At 59.9% G+C, this 19399-nt stretch carries 22 protein-coding genes and 1 tRNA gene; 12 read left to right on the top strand and 11 right to left on the bottom strand.

Annotated elements, in window-relative coordinates; genetic code table 11:
- Positions 1–64: 64 nt before the first annotated feature.
- From ACIGGE_RS07795 to ACIGGE_RS07780, 4 genes are read right to left on the bottom strand one after another with little or no spacing between them, the layout of a single operon-like run.
- Positions 65–1912, bottom strand: coding sequence for a ferrous iron transporter B (locus tag ACIGGE_RS07795; protein WP_397489884.1), 1848 nt, complete (start codon positions 1910–1912; stop codon positions 65–67).
- On the bottom strand, positions 1909–2148 hold the full coding sequence (locus ACIGGE_RS07790; protein ID WP_103025216.1) for a FeoA family protein: 240 nt from the start codon (positions 2146–2148) through the stop codon (positions 1909–1911). Before ACIGGE_RS07790 ends, ACIGGE_RS07795 begins: the two co-directional genes overlap by 4 nt.
- A gap of 54 nt (positions 2149–2202) precedes the next feature.
- Positions 2203–2862 carry a COQ9 family protein gene (locus ACIGGE_RS07785; RefSeq protein ID WP_397489883.1) on the bottom strand — a complete coding sequence of 220 codons (660 nt, stop codon included), beginning with the start codon at positions 2860–2862 and terminating at the stop codon, positions 2203–2205.
- A gap of 3 nt (positions 2863–2865) precedes the next feature.
- Positions 2866–3426, bottom strand: a complete 561-nt coding sequence (locus ACIGGE_RS07780) for an ankyrin repeat domain-containing protein (RefSeq protein WP_103025230.1) — start codon at positions 3424–3426, stop codon at positions 2866–2868.
- Positions 3427–3540: 114 nt separating this feature from the next.
- Between ACIGGE_RS07780 and ACIGGE_RS07775 the strand changes: the two genes are divergently transcribed.
- From ACIGGE_RS07775 to ACIGGE_RS07745, 7 genes are read left to right on the top strand one after another with little or no spacing between them, the layout of a single operon-like run.
- Positions 3541–4140, top strand: a complete 600-nt coding sequence (locus ACIGGE_RS07775) for an SCO family protein (protein ID WP_196847791.1) — start codon at positions 3541–3543, stop codon at positions 4138–4140.
- Positions 4128–4586: a YcgN family cysteine cluster protein gene (locus ACIGGE_RS07770; RefSeq protein ID WP_103025213.1), complete on the top strand. Its 459-nt coding sequence runs from the start codon at positions 4128–4130 to the stop codon at positions 4584–4586. Before ACIGGE_RS07775 ends, ACIGGE_RS07770 begins: the two co-directional genes overlap by 13 nt.
- A complete protein-coding gene (locus tag ACIGGE_RS07765) occupies positions 4583–5305 on the top strand; it encodes a M48 family metallopeptidase (RefSeq protein WP_103025212.1) in 723 nt (240 codons plus the stop codon). The genes ACIGGE_RS07770 and ACIGGE_RS07765 overlap by 4 nt, the downstream gene beginning before the upstream one ends.
- Before the next feature lie 34 nt (positions 5306–5339).
- Positions 5340–5804, top strand: coding sequence for a hypothetical protein (locus tag ACIGGE_RS07760; RefSeq protein WP_103025211.1), 465 nt, complete (start codon positions 5340–5342; stop codon positions 5802–5804).
- Positions 5785–6756, top strand: a complete 972-nt coding sequence (ribD, locus tag ACIGGE_RS07755) for a bifunctional diaminohydroxyphosphoribosylaminopyrimidine deaminase/5-amino-6-(5-phosphoribosylamino)uracil reductase RibD (RefSeq protein WP_397489881.1) — start codon at positions 5785–5787, stop codon at positions 6754–6756. Before ACIGGE_RS07760 ends, ribD begins: the two co-directional genes overlap by 20 nt.
- Positions 6757–6768: 12 nt before the next feature.
- Complete coding sequence (locus tag ACIGGE_RS07750; RefSeq protein WP_196847789.1) at positions 6769–7386, top strand: riboflavin synthase; 618 nt, start codon at positions 6769–6771, stop codon at positions 7384–7386.
- A 16-nt stretch (positions 7387–7402) separates the two neighbouring features.
- Complete coding sequence (locus ACIGGE_RS07745; RefSeq protein WP_397489880.1) at positions 7403–7990, top strand: sulfite oxidase heme-binding subunit YedZ; 588 nt, start codon at positions 7403–7405, stop codon at positions 7988–7990.
- On the opposite strand, the gene ACIGGE_RS07740 is transcribed toward ACIGGE_RS07745, so the two are convergent.
- From ACIGGE_RS07740 to ACIGGE_RS07720, 5 genes are all read right to left on the bottom strand, one after another.
- Entirely contained in the window at positions 7975–8487 is a 513-nt protein-coding gene (locus ACIGGE_RS07740) for a hypothetical protein (protein WP_397489879.1), read from the bottom strand. The genes ACIGGE_RS07745 and ACIGGE_RS07740 overlap by 16 nt on opposite strands.
- 109 nt (positions 8488–8596) lie before the next feature.
- Positions 8597–9847, bottom strand: coding sequence for a class I SAM-dependent methyltransferase (locus ACIGGE_RS07735; protein ID WP_397489878.1), 1251 nt, complete (start codon positions 9845–9847; stop codon positions 8597–8599).
- Positions 9847–10392 carry a GNAT family N-acetyltransferase gene (locus ACIGGE_RS07730; protein ID WP_397489877.1) on the bottom strand — a complete coding sequence of 182 codons (546 nt, stop codon included), beginning with the start codon at positions 10390–10392 and terminating at the stop codon, positions 9847–9849. Before ACIGGE_RS07730 ends, ACIGGE_RS07735 begins: the two co-directional genes overlap by 1 nt.
- 6 nt (positions 10393–10398) lie before the next feature.
- Positions 10399–11580, bottom strand: a complete 1182-nt coding sequence (locus ACIGGE_RS07725) for an aromatic amino acid transaminase (protein WP_397489875.1) — start codon at positions 11578–11580, stop codon at positions 10399–10401.
- 112 nt (positions 11581–11692) lie between these two features.
- The gene (locus ACIGGE_RS07720) at positions 11693–12511 is read right to left on the bottom strand and encodes a DUF1134 domain-containing protein (protein WP_397489874.1); all 819 of its coding nucleotides are present in this window, start codon (positions 12509–12511) and stop codon (positions 11693–11695) included.
- Positions 12512–12741: 230 nt separating this feature from the next.
- Between ACIGGE_RS07720 and ACIGGE_RS07715 the strand changes: the two genes are divergently transcribed.
- Positions 12742–12833 (top strand) — tRNA-Ser (locus ACIGGE_RS07715).
- An 84-nt stretch (positions 12834–12917) separates the two neighbouring features.
- On the opposite strand, the gene ACIGGE_RS07710 is transcribed toward ACIGGE_RS07715, so the two are convergent.
- Complete coding sequence (locus ACIGGE_RS07710) at positions 12918–14822, bottom strand: M1 family metallopeptidase (RefSeq protein WP_397489873.1); 1905 nt, start codon at positions 14820–14822, stop codon at positions 12918–12920.
- 180 nt (positions 14823–15002) lie between these two features.
- Here ACIGGE_RS07710 and ACIGGE_RS07705 point away from each other — a divergent pair, with 180 nt between their 5' ends.
- The 4 genes from ACIGGE_RS07705 (at position 15003) to ACIGGE_RS07690 (ending at position 18503) form a co-directional block, all read left to right on the top strand.
- The gene (locus tag ACIGGE_RS07705) at positions 15003–15866 is read left to right on the top strand and encodes a family 16 glycosylhydrolase (RefSeq protein WP_397489872.1); all 864 of its coding nucleotides are present in this window, start codon (positions 15003–15005) and stop codon (positions 15864–15866) included.
- A 75-nt stretch (positions 15867–15941) separates the two neighbouring features.
- Positions 15942–17399 carry a cytochrome ubiquinol oxidase subunit I gene (locus tag ACIGGE_RS07700; RefSeq protein ID WP_397489871.1) on the top strand — a complete coding sequence of 486 codons (1458 nt, stop codon included), beginning with the start codon at positions 15942–15944 and terminating at the stop codon, positions 17397–17399.
- A complete protein-coding gene (cydB, locus tag ACIGGE_RS07695) occupies positions 17389–18396 on the top strand; it encodes a cytochrome d ubiquinol oxidase subunit II (RefSeq protein ID WP_397489944.1) in 1008 nt (335 codons plus the stop codon). The genes ACIGGE_RS07700 and cydB overlap by 11 nt, the downstream gene beginning before the upstream one ends.
- Entirely contained in the window at positions 18354–18503 is a 150-nt protein-coding gene (locus tag ACIGGE_RS07690) for a DUF2474 domain-containing protein (RefSeq protein ID WP_221597386.1), read from the top strand. The genes cydB and ACIGGE_RS07690 overlap by 43 nt, the downstream gene beginning before the upstream one ends.
- On the opposite strand, the gene hemF is transcribed toward ACIGGE_RS07690, so the two are convergent.
- Positions 18504–19361, bottom strand: coding sequence for an oxygen-dependent coproporphyrinogen oxidase (gene hemF / locus ACIGGE_RS07685; protein ID WP_397489870.1), 858 nt, complete (start codon positions 19359–19361; stop codon positions 18504–18506).
- Positions 19362–19399 lie beyond the last annotated feature (38 nt).

Raw genomic sequence — 19399 nt, 5'->3', positions numbered from 1 at the left:
TAACCGAGCCTTCGCATCGCTTCTAGGCCCGCCACCGAATTTCCACGGGAGTAGATGGGGTTCGCTATAACCCCAGCGCGGTAGCAATCCAGAAGGTCAGCCCGGCGAACACATAGGCCAGGACGAACAGATAGCCGACCATGAAGGCGGGCCATTTCCATCCGTTGGTTTCCCGCCGGGCGACGGCGATGGTGGATATACATTGCGGCGCAAAGACGAACCACGCGAGGAAGGCCAGCGCCGTGGGCAAGCTCCACGATGCAGCGATCCGGTCGGTAACGCCTTCTGCAGCAACATCTTCATCCGAGGCATCGACCGCGTAAGTCGTGGCGAGCGCGGACACCGCAACTTCGCGCGCAGCCATTGCCGGCACAAGGGCAAGGCTCATCTCGCGGTTGAAGCCGATCGGCTCCAGCACGGGATGAAGCCCGCTCGCGATCATGCCGGCAACGCTGGCATCCATCTGGCTTTCGCCCGGCTCTGCCTTGGGAAAGCTGAGCATCAGCCAGAGGGCGATAGTGACCATGAAGATGATCGTCCCGGCACGGCGCAGGAAAACCCATGCGCGCTGCCACAGACCGATCGCCAGGTCCTTGAAGCGGGGGAGCTGGTAGCGCGGCATCTCCATGATGAAGCCGCTAGCCGCGCCCTTGGCGACTGAGTGACGCAATACCAGAGCCACCACCATCGCACCGACGATCCCGGCAAGGTAGAGCGCAAAGAGCACTAGACCCTGAAGGCCAATGCCGGGGCCGATCGTGGTAGACGGAATGACCGCGGCGATGATCACGGCGTAAACCGGCAGGCGGGCCGAGCATGTCATGAGCGGCGCGACGAGAATGGTCGTCAGCCGGTCTTTCGCATCTGGGATACTGCGCGTCGCCATGATGCCGGGGATGGCGCAGGCGAAGCTGGAGAGCAGCGGAATGAAGCTTTTGCCTGACAGGCCCACGCCCGCCATCAAGCGGTCCATCAGAAACGCCGCGCGGGCCATGTAGCCTGTCGCTTCCATGATCAGGATGAAGAAGAACAGGATCACGATCTGCGGCAGAAAGACGACGACGGAACCGACGCCGGCCAGCACGCCTTCGGTCAGGAAGTCCCGAACGAAGCTGGATGGCATAGTGTCGATAACTGCGCTCGAAATTACCCCGACTCCGCCTTCCAGCGCATCGGCGAAAGGCGTCGCCCAAGCAAAAACCGCCTGGAATATGATGAACAGCAGACCGAACAGGATGACCGGACCGATCCAAGGATTGAGCAGGATGCGATCAGCGCCATTTTCAACCGTGTGACGCGCCGATTTCGACAGGATCGCGCCGCGCGCGATATGCTTGGCAGCGAGGCGGCGTTCCGGCAGCGTGATGTGCCAGCGCGTATGCGCTTCCTCGTCCGCATGGGTTTCTGCCTCGGCAATGGCGGCGGCGAGATCTGTCAGACCTTTGCGCCTGACGGCTACCGTGGTGACAACGGGCACGCCCAGAGCTTCGGAAAGTGCGGCAGGATCGAGCACCAGCCCGTCACGCTCCGCCAGATCGACCATGTTAAGCGCCACGACTGTCGGACGCCCGAGCTCAAGGACTTCCTGCGCGAAGACAAGGTGCTGTTCGAGATTGGCCGCATCGATGACGAGGACGATGACGTCGGGAAGCGCTTCGCCATCGAATTCACCATGGATAACCTTGCGGGTTACCTCCTCATCCGGGCTGGCGGCATCGAAACTGTACGAACCGGGTAGGTCGATCAGTTCTACCGGCTCGCCGCTGGGAAGGGTCAGCCGCCCAGCCTTTCGCTCGACCGTGACGCCCGGATAGTTGGCGATCTTCTGGCGCGCGCCCGTAAGCGCGTTGAACAGAGCCGATTTGCCCGCGTTGGGATTGCCGACCAGTGCTGCGGTACGCTTGCGGCTCATGCGGGTTCCACCTCGATCGCGAGGGCGTGCGAGCGGCGCAGGGCAATTGTCATCCGCCCGATTCGAATGGCGATCGGATCGCGCGTGCCGAAAATACCACGGTGGATGACGGCGACCTCCGCGCCTTCGTCCACGCCGAGCGCTTTGAGGCGCTTGCCTTCATCCTCGGCCAGCGCAGTCCAGTTAACCGCGACGATACGGGCGGTCTTTTCGTGATCAAATCCGTCGAGCGTCATGCTGGAGCCGCTGCCAGATGCGCAGCTTTATTGCAACCGATTATCAATAGCGCGCTAACGAGCTGGATAACGCAATCGTCCAAGAAAACGTGAAACACTGAAATGCTCGCGATCGGGGCTAAACCACTTCGCCTTGGTCCGCTCGAACTTCATGACCCCTTCTATGCGCCGATCGAGAAAGGCTTTGGTGTCGGCCTTTTCCTCGCTCTCGTCCTCGACGAACACGGCCAGCGCGGCCGCGTAGATAGAGGCGAGGATCGCGCGCTTGGTGTAGTGATTGTAGTCGGTGGCGGTATCCCCGGCGAGCCGCCACATCACATCGGCGCTGTGCCAGCCGGCCTTCAAAGCGCGACGCGCATTCTGCGGCATAGCCATGATGGAGAGGGCGCGGCGGAGGGATTCCTCCTGCCCGTTCACCGCTTCGAGACGGAATTGCAGAAGGCTGCGGATACGCTCGCGTATCTTCATCGCAGCCAGTTTTTCCGGCGGAAGGTCCAGGATCATTTGCCGATCGATGGTTTCGATCCAGGCGCAGATCATGCCCATTGCGCCATCGTCCTTGAACGCCAGTCGCGCTACGTCGCGATCCGCGCCAAGCTGATCGGCCGCCATGTCGAGCGCATCGGCACTCCAGCCATCGAACACGGCTGCTTGCGCGATGCCAGGGGCAAGTGCCAGGCGCAATTCGTCGAGCGTGAGATCGGCAACATCCATGAATCAGCTCGGTCCGTACGATTTTGTCTGTTCGCCGCGGGAGGATTCGGCGCGCTCGATTTCGTCCAGCATGGCCGAGCGCGCGCCCATGAGTTCGGCATAATCGCGCGCCGTGCGGCCTGAATTATCAGCCCGGTCGGGGCTGGCGCCCTTTTCCACCAGCAGGCGAACAAGGCCAGTGTCGCGGCGATGCACCGCTGTAATCAGCGGGGTTTCCCCGGTGCTGTTCGGAACATCGAGTGCTGCCCCGCGATCAGCCAGGATTTCCACCCCCTCGGCAAAGCCGAGTTGGACTGCTAGCTGCAGCGGCGTGCCACCACTCCTGTTGGCGATGTTGGGGTTAGCACCTTTCGCGAGCAGGAACCGCAGCCAGACCGGATCGCGCCGTTGCGTCACGATGTGAAGCGCGGTGTCGCCGCTGGAAATATCGCGGGAATTGACGAGGATACTGCCAGGTTCTTCGAGAAAACGGGTAACCTCGTCACCATTGCGCTTTTTGACTGCCTCGAGGAATTTGTAACCGTCGCTCTGGGATTGCGCATGGAGAGGCGAAGTTGCCATCATCCCCGCAAGCCCAGTCAGAAGTATGTTTGTCGCGAAACGCTTCACAGTGCGAAAACCCCTATTATTCGCAATTGGATCGATGACTCGCCCTTGCCGAAGGACGGTTAGCAGACCATGAACCGTCAGACCATGCTACACAACCGAACCCTTGTTATAGCGGGCCTCCTTGCCCTGACTGCCTGCAACCAGACCCCGCCAGCCGAACCGCCCCTGGCAGGCGCTGCCATAGGCGGAGATTTCACACTTACGGGCGAAGACGGCAAACAGGTCAGCTGGGAAGATTTCGACGGCAAGTATCGCACCGTGTATTTCGGCTACACCTATTGCCCCGACGTCTGCCCCGTCGACACACAACGCGCGATGGCGGGGCTGAAAGCGTTCGAAAAAGAAAATCCTGCACTGGGTGCGAAGATCCAGCCGCTTTTCATCAGCATCGATCCCGAACGGGATACGCCGCAGGCACTCACGGAATTTACCGACAATTTTCACCCACGCCTGATCGGCATGACTGGGACCAAGGAACAGCTCGATAAGGTAACGGACCAATTCGCTGCCACCTATTCGATAGGCGAGAAGCAGGAAGGCGGCGGCTATCTGGTCGGCCATACCAACATCACCTATCTGTTCGGCCCCGACGGCGAACCCTTGGCCATGCTTCCGACCGATGAAGGCGCAGAGGCGGTGACAGCGGAACTGGAAAAATGGGTGCATTGAGGGACCGCTTCTGGGAGCGACCGCTAGCCGATCTCAATACGGAAGAATGGGAAGCCCTGTGCGATGGCTGCGGGCGCTGCTGTCTGCACAAGGTAGAATATGAAGACACCGGAGAGATCGAGCACACCAATGTGGCGTGCAAGCTGCTGGATACCAAGACGGCAGCCTGCACAGACTATCGCCGGCGCAAGACTTTCGTGCCGGAGTGTCTGCGGCTCACCCTGAAAATCGTTGACAAGGTAAGCTGGCTACCGCCGACTTGCGCCTATCGCCTGCGCGCGGACGGGATGCCGCTCCCGCGCTGGCACTACCTTATCTCGGGCAGTCGCGAGGATGTGATAAGCGCGGGCGTGTCGGTAGCCGGGCGCGTGATCAGCGAGGATGTGGCCGGCCCTTTGGAGCATCATGTCGTCGACTGGGGCGACGATGATGAGGAGGCAGCATGATTGACTGGCTCCGCCGTGAAGCACTGGAGCCTACGATCAAGCTTATCGGGCGCGACGTACCGATCGATCTGGTCCGCAACCGCCGCGCAAAGCGGCTGACCCTTCGACTGGCGCACGATGGCAGCGCCGTGCGCATAACCCTTCCCCAATGGTGCCGCAGTGCCGATGCGATCGCCTTTGCCCATGCCCGGCAAGAATGGTTGAGCGCGCAGCTCGCCAAGGTGCCCGAACGGCGCGATCCCGCCCGCGATGGCACGATGCTCTTTCGCGGCGAAGACATCGCGGTCGAATGGCGTGAGGATCTGCCCCGCAAACCGGATTTCAAAGATGGCGCGTTCAGGGTTGGAGGCCCGAGGGAAACACTCGGCGCACGCCTGCAGCGCTGGCTCGAACGTGAGGCACTGGATTTATTCGGCGAGGATGCGGCGCAATATTGCACACGCGGCGACCTTGATCGCGCCGATGTGAAACTGACCCGGGCCAAGCGCCGATGGGGCAGTTGCTCTTCCGAAGGCGTGCTGCGGCTCAACTGGCGGCTCGTCCAGGCCCCGGATTTTGTCAGGCGTTCGGTCGTTGCTCACGAAGTCGCACATCTGGTCCATTTCGATCATTCGCCCGCGTTTCACGCGCTGCTAGACCGGCTGTACGAGGACGACATCGAACGAGCGAACCGTTGGCTGAGCGTACACGGCCGGACGCTTTATGCGACATTCGGATAGCCTATACTGGCGCGGTTCATCGAAAACCTCTATCTTGAACATCATGCGCCTCAAGACACGTTTCGATGCCAAGGCCGGGGCCGCCGACCTGTGGGACTATATTCGCGAACCGCGGCCGTATCGCTGGACCTTCCTGACGATTTCCATTTTGATCCCGCTTGCCGGGATCGCAATGCTGGCTCAGGAATCGCATTTCCGCCCGCCGGACGCCCCCAAGGTCAGCTTTATTTCCACCTTCGCCGAAGGCCGAAGCGACGAGGAAATTCGCCAAAGCAACCTTGAGAACCAGAAACGCAAGGACGCTCGTGAGGCGGAGTTGGCCGAACTACGCCAGCAGAAGGTCGACGCCTACAAGACCCTCGGACGCGCAACGGGGCTCGACGTGGATGAGATGGCACGTCAGGCGGCCATAGAAAACGCTCGCGAAGCGGCGGAAGCAGAGGCTCGCCGCCGCGAGCTGTATCGGGCGGGTTCGACGGTTGACGACAGCGGCGAGTGATTGGCGCTGGCTGGATGCGGCCGCGCGGCTTGCCTGTCGCGCGCGCCCCGTAAGCTATCCCAACCCCGGCGTCGGGTGCATCCTTGTAAAAGATGGCATGGTCGTGGGCCGCGGATGGACAGCCGTGGGTGGGCGCCCTCATGCAGAAGCGGCTGCCCTGGACCAAGCTGGTAAGCGCGCTCATGGGGCAACCGCCTATGTAACACTGGAGCCTTGCGCACATCGCTCAGAGCGGGGTCCGGCCTGCAGCGAACGGTTGGTCGACGCCGGTGTGGCTCGCGTTGTCGCAGGAGTAGAAGATCCTGATCCGCGAACTTCAGGGGCCGGGTTCGCTCGGCTTCGCGACGCCGGCATTTCCGCCGAACTGGTCCAGCATCCAGCAGCCGAGGCCAGCCTCGCGGGTTATCTCATACGCGCGCATACCGATCGCCCGCATGTCACGATGAAGCTGGCCATGTCGCTTGATGGCTGTATCGCGACTGCGGTTGGCGAGAGCCAGTGGATATCGGGCGAAGTGGCGCGTGCACATGTGCATTCGCGCCGCGCCATCGCCGATGCCATACTGGTTGGCGGCGGCACGTGGCGGGCGGACAAACCGCGGCTCGACGTGCGGCTGCCTGGGCTGAAAGATCGTGGCCCACAGCGAGTGGTCCTCACCCGCGGAATAGCGCCGGACGGGGTCAAAGTCATCAACACCCCCGATCAGATTGCGCAACTCGATGCACTCTACCTCTACATCGAGGCAGGTGCGAATATCGCGGCGAGCTTTCTGAAGGCCGATCTCGTCGACCGCCTGGAAATCTACCGCGCCCCTATTGTGATCGGGGGCGGCCGCGGCGCAGTGGCCGATGTCGGGCTGACAAAACTTGAAGATGCGCATGATCGCTGGTGTCAGGTCGAGCGGCGTCAGCTTGGCAGCGACACCTTCGCAGCCTACAGCCGCACGCGTTAACCAGGAGCACGCATGTTTACCGGGATCGTAACCGCCATTGGCACCATCACGAAGGTCGAGAACAAGGGCGACTTGCGCGTCGTAGTTTCGTGCCCCTGGGACCCGGCAGGTATGGACATCGGCGCCTCCATTGCCTGTTCGGGTGTCTGCCTGACTGTCGTTGAAAAAGGTGGCGAGCCGGGCGATGCCTGGTTCGCGGTGGACGTGTCGGGCGAAACGATCAGCCGGACACCTCAAGACCAGTGGCGCGCCGACCGGCGCCTGAATCTCGAGCCGGCTCTGCGGCTGGGCGATGAACTGGGCGGGCATCTCGTTACCGGTCATGTGGACGCTGTGGGCCGCATCGCTCTTGCCGAGGATATCGGTGGTTCCACCCGTCTTGAAATCCTCGCCAGCGAAGAGATCGCGCCTTTCATTGCAGAGAAGGGTTCGATCACCGTCGATGGCGTGTCGTTGACAGTCAACGATGTCGAGGACGAACCTAATGGCGATGTCCGCTTCTCGCTCAATATCATCCCACATACGGGTGAAGTGACGACGTTGGGCGACCTTTCCGAAGGCGACGCCGTCAATCTTGAGATCGATGTACTTGCGCGGTATCTGAAGCGCATGCAGAGCCTCGCGGTCTGACAATGCGGGCACACATGTGCTGAAAGCTGCCGCAAATTCCCGCCCTACTTTGTGGCTTGTCCTGGCGCTTCCGGCACTGTGGATTGCCTGGCGCTGGATCGCGACACCCGAGCTCTACGGCTATGGCCATGCGATCGGCGACAGTGGCGATTGGGCAGCCTGGTTACTGATGGCGACGCTTGCGGTAACTCCGCTGCGCCTCATGTTCCGCAAGCAGGCCTGGGCGATCTGGCTCATGCGCCGCCGCCGCGATTTGGGCGTTGCAAGCTTTGCTTACGCGCTGACCCATACAGTCATGTATCTCATCAGGAAGGGGTCGCCTGAATTCGTGTTCGCCGAACTCTCCACACCTTATATCCTTGCAGGCTGGATAGCGCTCGCCCTCTTCCTGCCGCTTGCCATTACCTCAAACGATTTCTCGGTTCGGCGACTGAAGCGATCATGGAAGCGGCTCCACCGACTGGTCTATCCAGCGGCGATACTGGCTTTCCTTCATTGGGTCTGGTCGGCATTCGATCCGACCACGGCCTGGATCCACGTAGGCATCCTAGCCGCGATCGAGATCGTCAGAGTTGCCTTGCAGCAGCGTCAGAGAGTGACGTAGTTCCGGAAGCGCGCGACTTCGGCTTCGTCGACATATTTGCCGATTTCGCGATCGAACACACCCATGTCGGCATAGGGACGATACTCTTCGAATTCGTGTACCATCTTGTCGGTCATGCCGGGTATCAGGCGAATTTCTTCTTCCGTACCGGTGTTGAGATTTACTGGAACGAAGACGTTGATCAGAACATTTGCGGCCTCGTCCTGGCTTAGGGTTTCAAGCAGTTTTGCATTGAGATCGGTCACGCTGGCATAAGGCTGTCCGGCTACGATCGCTTCGGCAAGTTCGGGAGTGACACCTTCCGTGCCGGCGAGTTGTTCAGCGGTTGCGGTATTCGCATCCACAACAGTCGTGGTCTCGCTCGCCATGTCGCCGGCAGCCGGTCCGCCGGTCGCCGCGGTGTCGCTTGGTTCGTTCGCGTTATCCGCGCTGCCGGAACAGGCGGCCACGGTAGCAAGGCTGCCAGAAAGGGCAGCGGCAAGGATGAGTTTACGCATAAATCAGGCCCTCCTTTTGAGAAGGACTCGCACTAACAGGTTGAGGCTCGATAGAAAGGGGTACGGTAAATACTCTTGATTTGAAGAGCTCTCTTTGGTCGCCGGGGCGTTATCTCTCTGCCAGTAGCTTGCCTTCAGCAACCGCCATATAGTCGCGCGTTACAGGAAGCGCCCGGCGATCCCGCGCGAACTGGATCTGGTAATTTACCATTCCGCCCCACTCAAACGCCGCTGTCGCGCCAGCCAGATAGAACGTCCACATGCGGTAGAAACGTTCGTCGTGCATGGCGACGATCGCCTCGCGATTGGCTTCGCAGTTGGCATACCACGCCCGCAGGGTCTTCGCGTAATGAAGGCGCAGCGTTTCGATATCGGTATGAATCAGGCGAGATTTCTCGCTTGCCCGGAGCGTTTCCGAAAGCGCAGGAATATAGCCGCCTGGAAAGATGTATTTGCGAGTGAATGCGTCGGTCGTGCCCGGCCCGCCGATGCGCCCGATGGTGTGGACCAGCATGACGCCATCATCTTCGAGCAAATTCGCGGTGGCCCGGAAAAAGGTTTCAAACTGCGGACGTCCGACATGTTCGAACATCCCGACAGAAACGATCCGGTCGAACCTGTCCCCCCGCAGTGGCAAGTCGCGATAGTCGATGAGTTCGAAGGTGACACGATCCGCGACACCGGCGGCCTGCGCCCGATCCCGCGCAAGAGCCAGTTGCTCTTCCGAAAGAGTGATGCCGAGAACGCGCACGTCGAAGTGCCGCGCGAGGTAGATGGCCATGCCGCCCCATCCGCAGCCGATGTCCAACACGTTTTGCCCACCGGATAGCGCCAGTTTGGCAGCGATATGGGCAAGCTTGGCTTCCTGTGCGGCGCCGAGCGTTTCGGTGCCGTCATCCCAGTAGGCGCAGCTGTACTGCATGTGTTCGGGATCGAGCATCAGTCGATAGAGATCGTTGCCGATATCGTAATGGTGCGCGACATTGCGTTTCGATCCAACGCTGTTGTTGACCGATTCCATTGCAAAGGCCGCCCGATTGCGCAGTCGCTTGGCCAAACTTGGCGCGCGTAACTGACCGCCCCTTTCGAACGGAGCATTGGACCGCAGGAGCTGAACCAGTTCCATGATGCCGCCCCGGGTCAATTGCAGTCGGCCATCCATATAGGCTTCGGCTGCTCCGAGACGTGGGTCGAGCAAAATATCGCGCGGAACCTTCCGATCTGTCAGCCGCAGGGCAACGTCGGGAAAGCCGCTTTCAGCCTGGCCCATCGTCACGACCTCGCCGTCGGCAAAGGTCATGCTCAAGGTTCCACGTTCGATGACCCGCCCCAGGAAGCGCTTCAGCAGGCGTTTGCTCATCACCTTTTCTCCAGCATGTGGCGTTCAAAACGGTCGCGGGTGATTTCGTAAACGAGGTGCACCACGCGTTTCCCTTGATACTTCTGAAGTTCGTAACGGTCGCTGCGCATGGCTCCGATTGCTTCCAGAGCATTGCGCGAGCGATAGTTGGTGTCGCCGACACGAAATTCCACAAGTCCTACGCTGACGAAAGCATGGGCGAGCATGGCACGTTTCATTTCGGGATTGATGCCCTTGCCCCAGTGGCGCGTTGAGAGAAAGGTCCAGCCAATTTCGACCACACCGTCCTCTTCAGGGTCAAATGGGCCGAAACGGGTCGAGCCCAGAAGCGAGCCGGTCGTTCTGTCTGATACGGCCAAGGCGCCACCGCTCGCCATCCCGTCAGCGAAGAAAGCATCGAACACCTCGCGCCGCCAGCGGTCATGAATGGGATGCTGCTCCCACACTGCCGGATCTGAAGCGATCTGATAGAGTGGTTCGTAATCGGCCTGCGCCAATGGACGAATGATCAGCCGATCGGTCTGTAAAATCGGCTGGCGGTTCATGGTGGCTTATCCGGCGGTCACGTCCGCCAACGCGGCGATGAATTTGTCCGTGTTGCCAGCGTGGAGACCGGCCACATTAATTCGGCCTGAGCCGGCCATGTATATGCCGTGGTCTTCGCGCATGCGCACGATCTGCTCTTTGGTGAGCGGCAGCATCGCGAATAGACCATTCTGTTCACCCAACGCAGCAAGGTTGAGACCTGGCACCTCATTGTCCGCTGCGGCCAACCGCTCGCGTACGCGGCGCATGCGCGCCCGCATTTCGTCGAGTTCATCCAGCCATTGCTGGGTCAGCTCTTCGTCGGTCAAAACCGTGCGCACCGCAGCACCACCGTGATCCGGCGGCATCGACCAGTTGGCCCGCGCCAGCGCATTGGCGTTGGAAACAATTGTGGGCAAGTCAGCAGCCTGCTTCGCAATCATATAGAACGCGCCGACGCGATCGCGGTAGAGGCCGAAATTCTTGTCGCAACTATATGCGACAAGCGCTTCTGGGACCTTGGCCAGGACCTTGCGTACACCCGCAACGTCTTCTTCCAGGCCCTGCCCCAGACCATGATAGGCCACATCGAGGATCGGCAGGATTCCCTTGTCGGCAAATGCATCTGCAATCCGAGCCCACTGTGCCTCGGTATAATCGACACCGCTGGGGTTGTGGCAACATCCATGCAGCAGAACCGCATCCGTATCGCGCGCATCGGCAATTGTTTGCAGCAAGGCATCGATATCGGCGGCACCATCTGCTTTCGCGTGTTGAAAGGTGACAGCTTCGAGACCAACATCCTGCAGGATTTGCGCATGGTTGGGCCAGCTCGGCACACCGAGATGGATGCGTGTGACACCTGCTGCTTTTGCAAGCGCGGCCGCAAGGCGCACCGCGCCCGTGCCTCCGGGCGTCTGCATCCCTTCGACCCTTCCCCCCATCGTCGGGTCGGCTCCGAACACATATGGTTTCAGAGCATCGACAAAGCCCAAGTCGCCTTCGGGGCCAAGATAGCTCTTGGAATCCTGCGTATCGACCAACCGCTGCTCGGCAGCCTTGATCGAGCGGAAGACGGGTGTTGCCCCGTCATTCGTGCGGTAGACGCCCACCCCAAGATCAATTTTGTCGTCGCGCGGATCCTGCGCGTACATCTTGATGAGCGCGAGCAGCGCGTCGGGGGCCTGGGCTTCGAGTTGGTCAAGCATGCCCGCCTAATTGCCGGATATGGAAAGGGCCGCAACAGGAAATCCTGCTGCGGCCCCGGAGCTCTTCAGGAATTATCGTTGGGCGACCCGAAGGGCTCCTTTCGCCAAACTCTCAAAAAGGCAGCCAGCGCTGCTTCTTGGAAAACTTCATGTAACCCGCATTAATGCCCAACCGCAACCCTGCACCCATCCTTATAGGTATGAGCACTACGTCGCCCTTGCGCATGTAACTCGCCGTAAGACCGCCGATTACATAGGCCTGCCCTTCACCCGCAGGATACCGCTCGTATAGCTCCTCGCTATCGTAAAGGTTGTAAACGAGGACGAACGTGCTGCCCGCGTTGGCCCCCGCGTCAAATCCGATTGACGGTCCGGTCCAGTAAACCGGCCGTTCGCCTTCGACCTTGTGGAAGAGTGTGCCCGATCCGTAGCGCGCGCCGACGATGAATGCGCCGCCCGCTTCGCGCCCGACGATGTAGGCGTTGGGTTCGCCCTGCTTCGACAGCAGATTCTTTATCATGTCCGCGACGCCCTTGGCGCCTTTACCGAAGACCCCTTCGGCGGCGCCGATAAGATCGTCTTCGCGATAGGTCGTGGCAGGATCATCCGTCCCCGCCGTTCTCACAGCCTCGCCAGCGGCTTCTTCGGCGGCCTTTTCCGACCACTGAGGCTGTTCCGGATAGGCATCGACCGGAGCAGTAGCATCGGGTTCTGGCGTATAAGTCGTGCCAATATCAGTTTGCTCAGAGTAGGAATTACCGGCATCAGGCTCGGCGTATACCGGCTGATCGCCTGGCTGCTCCATCAAGTCGCCATCGATCGCCGAGTTGGGATCGATTGTTTCGACCTGCGCGGCCAGCGGGCTGGTTGCCATGCCGAAAGCGGCGATTACCAAGCCGAAGCGCGGTAGTTTCTTGTTGAATATCGTCATCGATCCCTCCGTGTCGGCGATCCGAGCGCAGACAGCTGCGCCACGAGAAGAATCCTCTTTGAGCAGAGGGGCAATGAAACGGCGATGAACCGAATCGAAAATGCGGCGAGGCGAGTCGCTCAGTGCAGTGAAGCACCTTTCGCAATCGAGCGTAAAACTCCCCTTGATGGCATGCAGGGCCATGGCTATAGGGCGCCCCTCGCAGTGAACGCTTCCTCGTTGCGACATGCGGAGACGTGGGTGAGTGGCTGAAACCAGCTCCCTGCTAAGGAGCCATACCTGGTAACGGGTATCGAGGGTTCGAATCCCTCCGTCTCCGCCACCACCCTGCAAGACCCGATCGCTTTTGGTGCTGCGAAACTACCTCGCGGAAGGGTGGCCCGTCCCGAAGGACGAGCCTTCGTCATCAATCCGCCTTCACTATCCGGTCGACTCCGGCGCGTGTTACCGCGTGATAGCTATCGCGTGTTTTGGCGTAGATGCGCCGCGCGATCGGTTGGCCCCATTCGCCTTCGTCCCACAGGACCTGAAACAGCGGGCGCACGAATTTTGCCCTGCCGACCTCAGCGAGAAACTCCTCTGCTGTCGGAACTGCGGGCTCGTATCGGTTCATCAGTCCAAGTTCGAGCCAGAGGAACAGGATCTCGTTGTTTCCAGCGTCAGACAGGCCGAGCGCGCTGTCGAGTGCGGCGAGTTGTTCGGCACTGCGTATTTTTGGAATGTTGTCTAGGAACCGCATCTGCTCCGCCGCGCTCCAGCCGCTATAGGCGGCAGGGATCGACCCATCGGCTGTATAAGCCGATACGGCCGCATCGACTTCAGCGAAAGCGGCAGGATCAGGGCGCACGACATTCGATGGCAAGCCTGGTTCGAAAATCCACTCACGAAGCTTCAGCGCTTGTGCTTCGGCTGGCGAAGTAACGAGGTTTGCAAGCATGTCTTCATAAATGAGCTCGCTCGTAGCAGGCTGGAAAGCGTGGTTGTCGAACCACTGGCGCAACCAGGCATCGAAGCGTTCGCGGCCTATGGTGCGTTCCAAGGTCCGCATGAAGAAATGGCCCTTGTCGTATGTGATCGCACTGCCGAGTTCGTCGGCACCGGGTTCGTGATGCAACGCACTACCAGGCGCGTCCATGCCGACTTCGGCCAAAGTCTCTTCGATCGCAGCGAATGAAAGAGCGGCCTCCTGCTCGGCGCGCTTCTTGCCGTAGACCGCCTCGACGATCCGGTTTTCGAAGTATGAGGTTACGCCTTCGTTGAGCCAGCTATCTTCCCATACGGCATTCGTCACGAGGTTGCCGGACCAGCTATGCGCCAATTCATGGGCAACGAGGCCGTTATTCGAACGGTCGCCCGCAATGAAAGTCGGTGTCAGGAAGGTCATGACCGGATTTTCCATTCCGCCATAAGGGAAGGAAGGCGGAAGCACGATCATGTCGTAGCGGCCCCAGCGATAATCGCCGTAAAGCTGCTCGGCAGCGACAACCATGTCTTCCGTATCGCCAACCTCTTTCCATGCGCGATCCAGCGTTGCAGGCTCTGCCCAGACGCCTGTGCGCGGTCCGATGGCTTTGAAATCGATATCACCGGCCGCGATAGCGATCAGATAAGGGGGGACCGGCTTGTCCATCACGAATTTGAACGCGCGGCGGCCATCGCCGAGATCTTCGGGCTCGCCCTGCCGCACGCCGCTCATCACAACGTCGAGCGGCTTGGGCGCGGTGATGCGCGCTTCCCAAGTCTGACGGATCCCGGGGCTATCCTGAGTTGGTATCCACGTGCGATTGAGAATGGCCTGACCCTGGCTGAACAAAAACGGATGAACGCCGCCCTTGGTCTGTTCGGGGCTCAACCATTGTAGCGCGTCCGCATCAGCAGACGCACGGTACTCGATGCGCAGCTTTTGCGCGCCGTCCAGCGCGATTGTCAGCGGCGCGCCCTTGCCTCCTTCGGCGATCGTCTCGCCGATCTGATATTGAAGCTCACGCCCCGCACCATCGGTTACGCGGGCGATTTCCAACCCGTTCGAGTCGAGCACAATCTCTTTGGCGCCGGGCTGTGCGAGCACATCGAGTTCGGCGGTGCCACTTACGCGTTTGGCATCGAAATCGAGCTCCAGATCGAGCGCAACGTGGGTAACTCGCGCTATCTGGGGCTTTGCATACGTCGCGCTGTCGACGGCATCCGGACGGGTCAGGATCGGTGAAACCATACGATCCGATGCAGGGTTGGCCATGGGCGGTGCGGTCTCCATCGTAGTGCAGGCGGTGCTGGCAAGTAACAGGGCGAGCGGGGCAGCTAGACGACGCATGGGGAAACTCCGGCTTGTTATAATACCGGATGCGCGATCCGGCCTCTTTTCGGTTCCGGGACTCTATTGCCGATCTGTCGAATGCGCGCCAGCCCTGCAGCCGAAATCATATCGAAGACACTGGCCAAATCCCTGATCCCATGCGATGAGAACGTTAACAAAGAACGAGGGAGAAATGTTGTGATCCGAACTGCACTCATATGCGCAGCGGCAGCCTGCCTTGCTGCACCATCGCTGGCGGCGCAGGAGCCAAGCGGTGATCGTACGCTCGTATGGTCGGATGAATTCAACCAGGCCGAACTCGATCGCACGAAGTGGGGCGTTATCGGCACGGACTTCTGGGTCAATAACGAACAACAGGCCTATGTGGATGACCCGGCCGTACTGTCGATCGTCGATGGGGTGTCGGGCGCCGATGGAGGCGCGCTGATGCTACGCCCCGTATTCGAGCCGGGCGTAGATCCCCATCCCGAACGCAAGGCGGATTTTCTATCCGGCCGGGTGGAAAGCCAGAACAAGTACGAATTCACATATGGCCGTGCCGAAGCCCGCATCAAAATGCCAGACGCGGATGGCGTTTGGCCAGCTTTCTGGCTGCTCGGCAACGATGCTTGGCCCGGCACCGGCGAAATCGACATCATGGAATATGTGGGCGAGAAGGACTGGGTTGGTGTAGCCCTGCACGGCCCTGGTTACTCCGGCGAAACTCCGCTGGTGAACAAGTTCTACTTTCCCGAAGGTGAAGATGTAACGGGCTGGCACGTCTATGCGGTTGAATGGAAAAAGAATGAGATCCTGTTCCAGGTCGATGGCCACACGCTGTACCGCGTGACGCGCCCTATGGTCGAAAATTACGGAAAGTGGGCATTCGACAATCCCAAATACCTGATCCTGAATTTCGCGATGGGCGGGGCCTATCCGTTCAAGACAAACGGCATAGAAAAACCCTACAACGGCGTTCCGCAATCTACGGTCGACAAGGTCAAGTCGGGCGAAGTGGCGATGCTCGTCGATTGGGTCAGGGTTTACGCGCCTGAAGAATAAGGTTGCGTTGCGCGCAACATGAGGTGCGTGCACATAGCTGGAAATGATTGGGGCGACCGGCTAGGGCGATAAACCATGTTCGATGGCTTTGACGCTTTGCTGCTCGCCCGGATCCAGTTCGCCTTCACGGTGAGCTTCCATTTCATATTTCCGGCCTTGTCGATCGGGCTGGCGAGTTACCTCATGGTGCTCGAGGGCTTGTGGCTGAAAACCGGCAAGCAACTCTATCTCGACCTGTTCAAATACTGGCTCAAGATCTTCGCAATCACTTTCGCGATGGGCGTCGTGTCCGGCATCGTGATGAGTTATCAGTTCGGGACGAACTGGGCCGTGTTTTCAGACAAGGCCGGCCCGGTAATCGGGCCATTGATGGCTTACGAGGTGCTTACGGCATTCTTCCTCGAAGCGGGTTTTCTCGGAGTCATGCTGTTCGGTATGAACAGGGTTGGGAAAGGCCTGCACTTCGCGGCCACATTCATGGTCGCGTTCGGCACCTTCGTTTCTGCATTCTGGATCCTCTCGGTCAATAGCTGGATGCAGACCCCGGTCGGGTTCGAGATAGGCGCCAATGGGCAGTTCCTGCCCGGCGAGAGCTGGTGGGATATCGTATTCAGCCCGAGCTTTCCCTATCGCCTGGTCCATACGGTGCTGGCTGCCTACCTTACCACCGCGTTCGTTGTTGGTGGTGTCGGCGCATGGCACCTGCTGAAAGATCGGACGAATGCGCACGCACGCAAGATGTTTTCGATGGCCATGTGGATGGCAGCATTGGTGGTGCCGATCCAGATATTTGCGGGCGACATGCACGGCCTCAACACTCTGGAGCATCAGCCACCAAAGGTGATGGCGATGGAAGGGCATTTCGAAAGCCATCCGGACGGTGCCCCGCTGTATCTCTTCGGCATTCCGGATCAGGATGCGCAAGAACTCAGATATGCCATCGGCATCCCCAAACTCTCCTCGCTCATCCTCAAGCATGATCCGGACGCGCCGCTGGATGGGCTGGACACCGTGCCGCGCGACGAACAGCCGCCAGTGGCTGTGGTTTTCTGGACCTTCCGCATCATGGTCGGCTTGGGATTCGCCATGCTTGGCGTAGGCCTATGGAGCCTTTTCGCCAGAATGCGGGGCAAACTATACGACTGGAAATGGTTGCACCGTGCCGCCCTGCTCATGGGGCCGAGCGGTTTTATCGCTGTCATCGCCGGCTGGGTCACCACCGAAGTCGGCCGGCAGCCGTGGGTGATTTACGGTCTTTTGCGAACAGCCGATGCGGCCAGCCCTCTTGATGCCCCGGCAGTCGGTGCATCTTTGCTCGCTTTCGTTATTGTCTACTTCACGGTTTTCGGGGTGGGCGTCTGGTATATCCTGCGACTAATGAAGGCACCACCTCATGCCGGGGAAAAGGGCGTGAAGCGAACCGAGAAGGGGCCCGTGCGGACCGCCGGTATCACACCCGGACCGACGCAGAATCCGGGTCATAATCCCGACACCCTTCCTTCGAACCATGAAGAGGCAGATGATGGCCGTTAACGTCGATCTTACCGTCGTCTGGGCCTTTATCATCGCCTTCGCGGTTTTCGCCTATGTGGTCATGGACGGCTTCGATCTTGGGATCGGCATCCTGTTTCCAAGCTTCGAAGTCGGACGCGAGCGAGACCGTGCGATGAATTCGATCGCACCGGTGTGGGACGGGAACGAGACGTGGCTTGTGCTGGGCGGCGGCGGCCTGTTCGCGGCCTTCCCCCTCGCCTACGCCGTAATTCTTCCCGCAACCTACCCACTCATCATTGCGATGCTACTGGGGTTGGTCTTTCGAGGGGTGGCTTTCGAGTTCCGGTGGCGCGATCCTTCGCATCGACGCCTCTGGGACTTCGCTTTTACCGGCGGCAGCCTGGTGGCTGCGATGGCCCAGGGGATGACCCTAGGCGCGCTGCTGCAAGGCATTGACGTCGTCGACCGGGCCTACGCGGGCAGCTGGTTCGACTGGTTCACCCCATACACGCTCCTTACCGGGATTGGCACGGTAGCCGGCTATGCGCTGCTCGGTGCTTGCTGGCTGGTATGGAAACTCGATGGCGATGCGCAGGCGCACGCCCGCACGCTGGCGAAGCGCGCAGCATGGGCCACTCTCGTGCTCATGGGCGGTGTAAGCATCTACAATCTCGGTCTGCGCCCCGAATATGCAGACCGCTGGCTGACCGCACCCGAAATCTATTTCGCTGCTCCCGTGCCGATCCTGACAGGACTTATAGCGCTCGCACTGCTTCGCTCGCTGTCGGTGGAGCGTCATTCAAAGCCATTTTGGCTCAGCCTTGCGCTGTTCTTTTTCGGCATGGCAGGACTGGGCGTTACCATGTGGCCGTACGTGGTCCCACCGGGGCTTACCATATGGGATGTTGCCGCGCCCGAACGCAGCCAGATATTCATGCTGATTGGCGTCAGCATTACCATGCCGCTGATTATCGCCTATACCGCCTGGGCCTATTGGGTGTTTCGTGGCAAGGTCGGAGACGAAGGCTACCATTGACGCAGGCTCCTCTCTGGAAGCGCCTCGCCTGGATGGCAGCGATCTGGCTGGCGAGCGTAAGCGTCCTCGGCGCGGTCGCTTACGTCCTGCGCTTTTGGCTTAGCTGATCAGCTCCACACCGCTTCGGGCGGCAGGCTCATCAGAATGGCGTCGATATTGCCCCCGGTCTTCAGTCCGAACAAAGTCCCGCGGTCGTAGACCAGATTGAATTCGGCGTAACGGCCGCGCCATTCCAGCTGAGTCTGCTTGTCTTCAGGTGTGAATTCGGTTTCCATTCGGCGGCGGACAAGCGAGGGAAAAACATCGAGAAAGGCCTCTCCCACGTCCTTCGTGTAAGCGAGATTGCGTTCGAATGCAGCCTCGTCTTCGCATTCCAAGTGATCGTAGAAGATGCCGCCAACCCCGCGATGCACACCACGATGCGGAATGTAGAAATAATCGTCGGCCCATTTTCTGAAGCGTTCGTAATAGGTCGGGTTATGTGCTGAGCAGGCGGCACGAAAACGCGCGTGAAATTGTTCCGTATCCTCTTCATACGGGATCGGGGGATTCAAGTCGGCCCCGCCCCCGAACCATGCCTTCCCTGTGGTCAGGAACCGCGTGTTCATATGTACCGCGGGAACATGTGGATTGGCCATATGAGCTACCAGACTGATACCCGTCGCAGTGAAGCCGGGGTTTTGGGCGCTGGCGCCATTGATCGTACCTGCAAACTCGGGCGCGAAATTTCCGCGAACAGTCGATACGTTCACGCCGACCTTTTCGAAGACCTTGCCTTTCATCAAACCGCGCGTACCGCCGCCGGGATCTGAATTGCCTTCTTCCTCACGGCTCCAGCTGTCGTATCGGAAACTTGCCTCCGACCCTGCCTCGCGCTCGATCGCTTCGAACTCGGCGCATATGCGATCGCGCAGGTTTTCGAACCATTTGCGGGCGGTGTCGGTTTGCTGTGTCCAGTCGGTCATGCCAAAGGCCTTGCCATCGCACTTTGGCTACGGCAATA

This window comes from Qipengyuania sp. NPDC077410, from assembly GCF_044543405.1.
GTDB classification, from domain to species: Bacteria; Pseudomonadota; Alphaproteobacteria; order Sphingomonadales; family Sphingomonadaceae; genus Qipengyuania; species Qipengyuania pacifica.
The sequence above is the reverse complement of the archived record's forward strand: the minus strand, read 5'-3'. Positions and strand labels throughout refer to the sequence as shown.

What these genes read in the sequence shown, in the direction of transcription:
- ACIGGE_RS07750 (WP_196847789.1), top strand. Translation starts at nt 6,769, where the DNA reads ATGTTTACCGGGATCGTAACCGCCATTGGCACCATCACGAAGGTCGAG.
- ACIGGE_RS07775 (WP_196847791.1), top strand. Translation starts at nt 3,541, where the DNA reads ATGAACCGTCAGACCATGCTACACAACCGAACCCTTGTTATAGCGGGC.
- ACIGGE_RS07720 (WP_397489874.1), bottom strand. Translation starts at nt 12,511, where the DNA reads ATGACGATATTCAACAAGAAACTACCGCGCTTCGGCTTGGTAATCGCC.
- ACIGGE_RS07795 (WP_397489884.1), bottom strand. Translation starts at nt 1,912, where the DNA reads ATGAGCCGCAAGCGTACCGCAGCACTGGTCGGCAATCCCAACGCGGGC.
- ACIGGE_RS07735 (WP_397489878.1), bottom strand. Translation starts at nt 9,847, where the DNA reads ATGAGCAAACGCCTGCTGAAGCGCTTCCTGGGGCGGGTCATCGAACGT.
- ACIGGE_RS07785 (WP_397489883.1), bottom strand. Translation starts at nt 2,862, where the DNA reads ATGGATGTTGCCGATCTCACGCTCGACGAATTGCGCCTGGCACTTGCC.
- ACIGGE_RS07700 (WP_397489871.1), top strand. Translation starts at nt 15,942, where the DNA reads ATGTTCGATGGCTTTGACGCTTTGCTGCTCGCCCGGATCCAGTTCGCC.
- ACIGGE_RS07740 (WP_397489879.1), bottom strand. Translation starts at nt 8,487, where the DNA reads ATGCGTAAACTCATCCTTGCCGCTGCCCTTTCTGGCAGCCTTGCTACC.
- ACIGGE_RS07780 (WP_103025230.1), bottom strand. Translation starts at nt 3,426, where the DNA reads ATGATGGCAACTTCGCCTCTCCATGCGCAATCCCAGAGCGACGGTTAC.
- ACIGGE_RS07790 (WP_103025216.1), bottom strand. Translation starts at nt 2,148, where the DNA reads ATGACGCTCGACGGATTTGATCACGAAAAGACCGCCCGTATCGTCGCG.
- ACIGGE_RS07765 (WP_103025212.1), top strand. Translation starts at nt 4,583, where the DNA reads ATGATTGACTGGCTCCGCCGTGAAGCACTGGAGCCTACGATCAAGCTT.
- cydB (WP_397489944.1), top strand. Translation starts at nt 17,389, where the DNA reads ATGGCCGTTAACGTCGATCTTACCGTCGTCTGGGCCTTTATCATCGCC.
- ACIGGE_RS07710 (WP_397489873.1), bottom strand. Translation starts at nt 14,822, where the DNA reads ATGCGTCGTCTAGCTGCCCCGCTCGCCCTGTTACTTGCCAGCACCGCC.
- hemF (WP_397489870.1), bottom strand. Translation starts at nt 19,361, where the DNA reads ATGACCGACTGGACACAGCAAACCGACACCGCCCGCAAATGGTTCGAA.
- ACIGGE_RS07725 (WP_397489875.1), bottom strand. Translation starts at nt 11,580, where the DNA reads ATGCTTGACCAACTCGAAGCCCAGGCCCCCGACGCGCTGCTCGCGCTC.
- ACIGGE_RS07770 (WP_103025213.1), top strand. Translation starts at nt 4,128, where the DNA reads ATGGGTGCATTGAGGGACCGCTTCTGGGAGCGACCGCTAGCCGATCTC.
- ACIGGE_RS07730 (WP_397489877.1), bottom strand. Translation starts at nt 10,392, where the DNA reads ATGAACCGCCAGCCGATTTTACAGACCGATCGGCTGATCATTCGTCCA.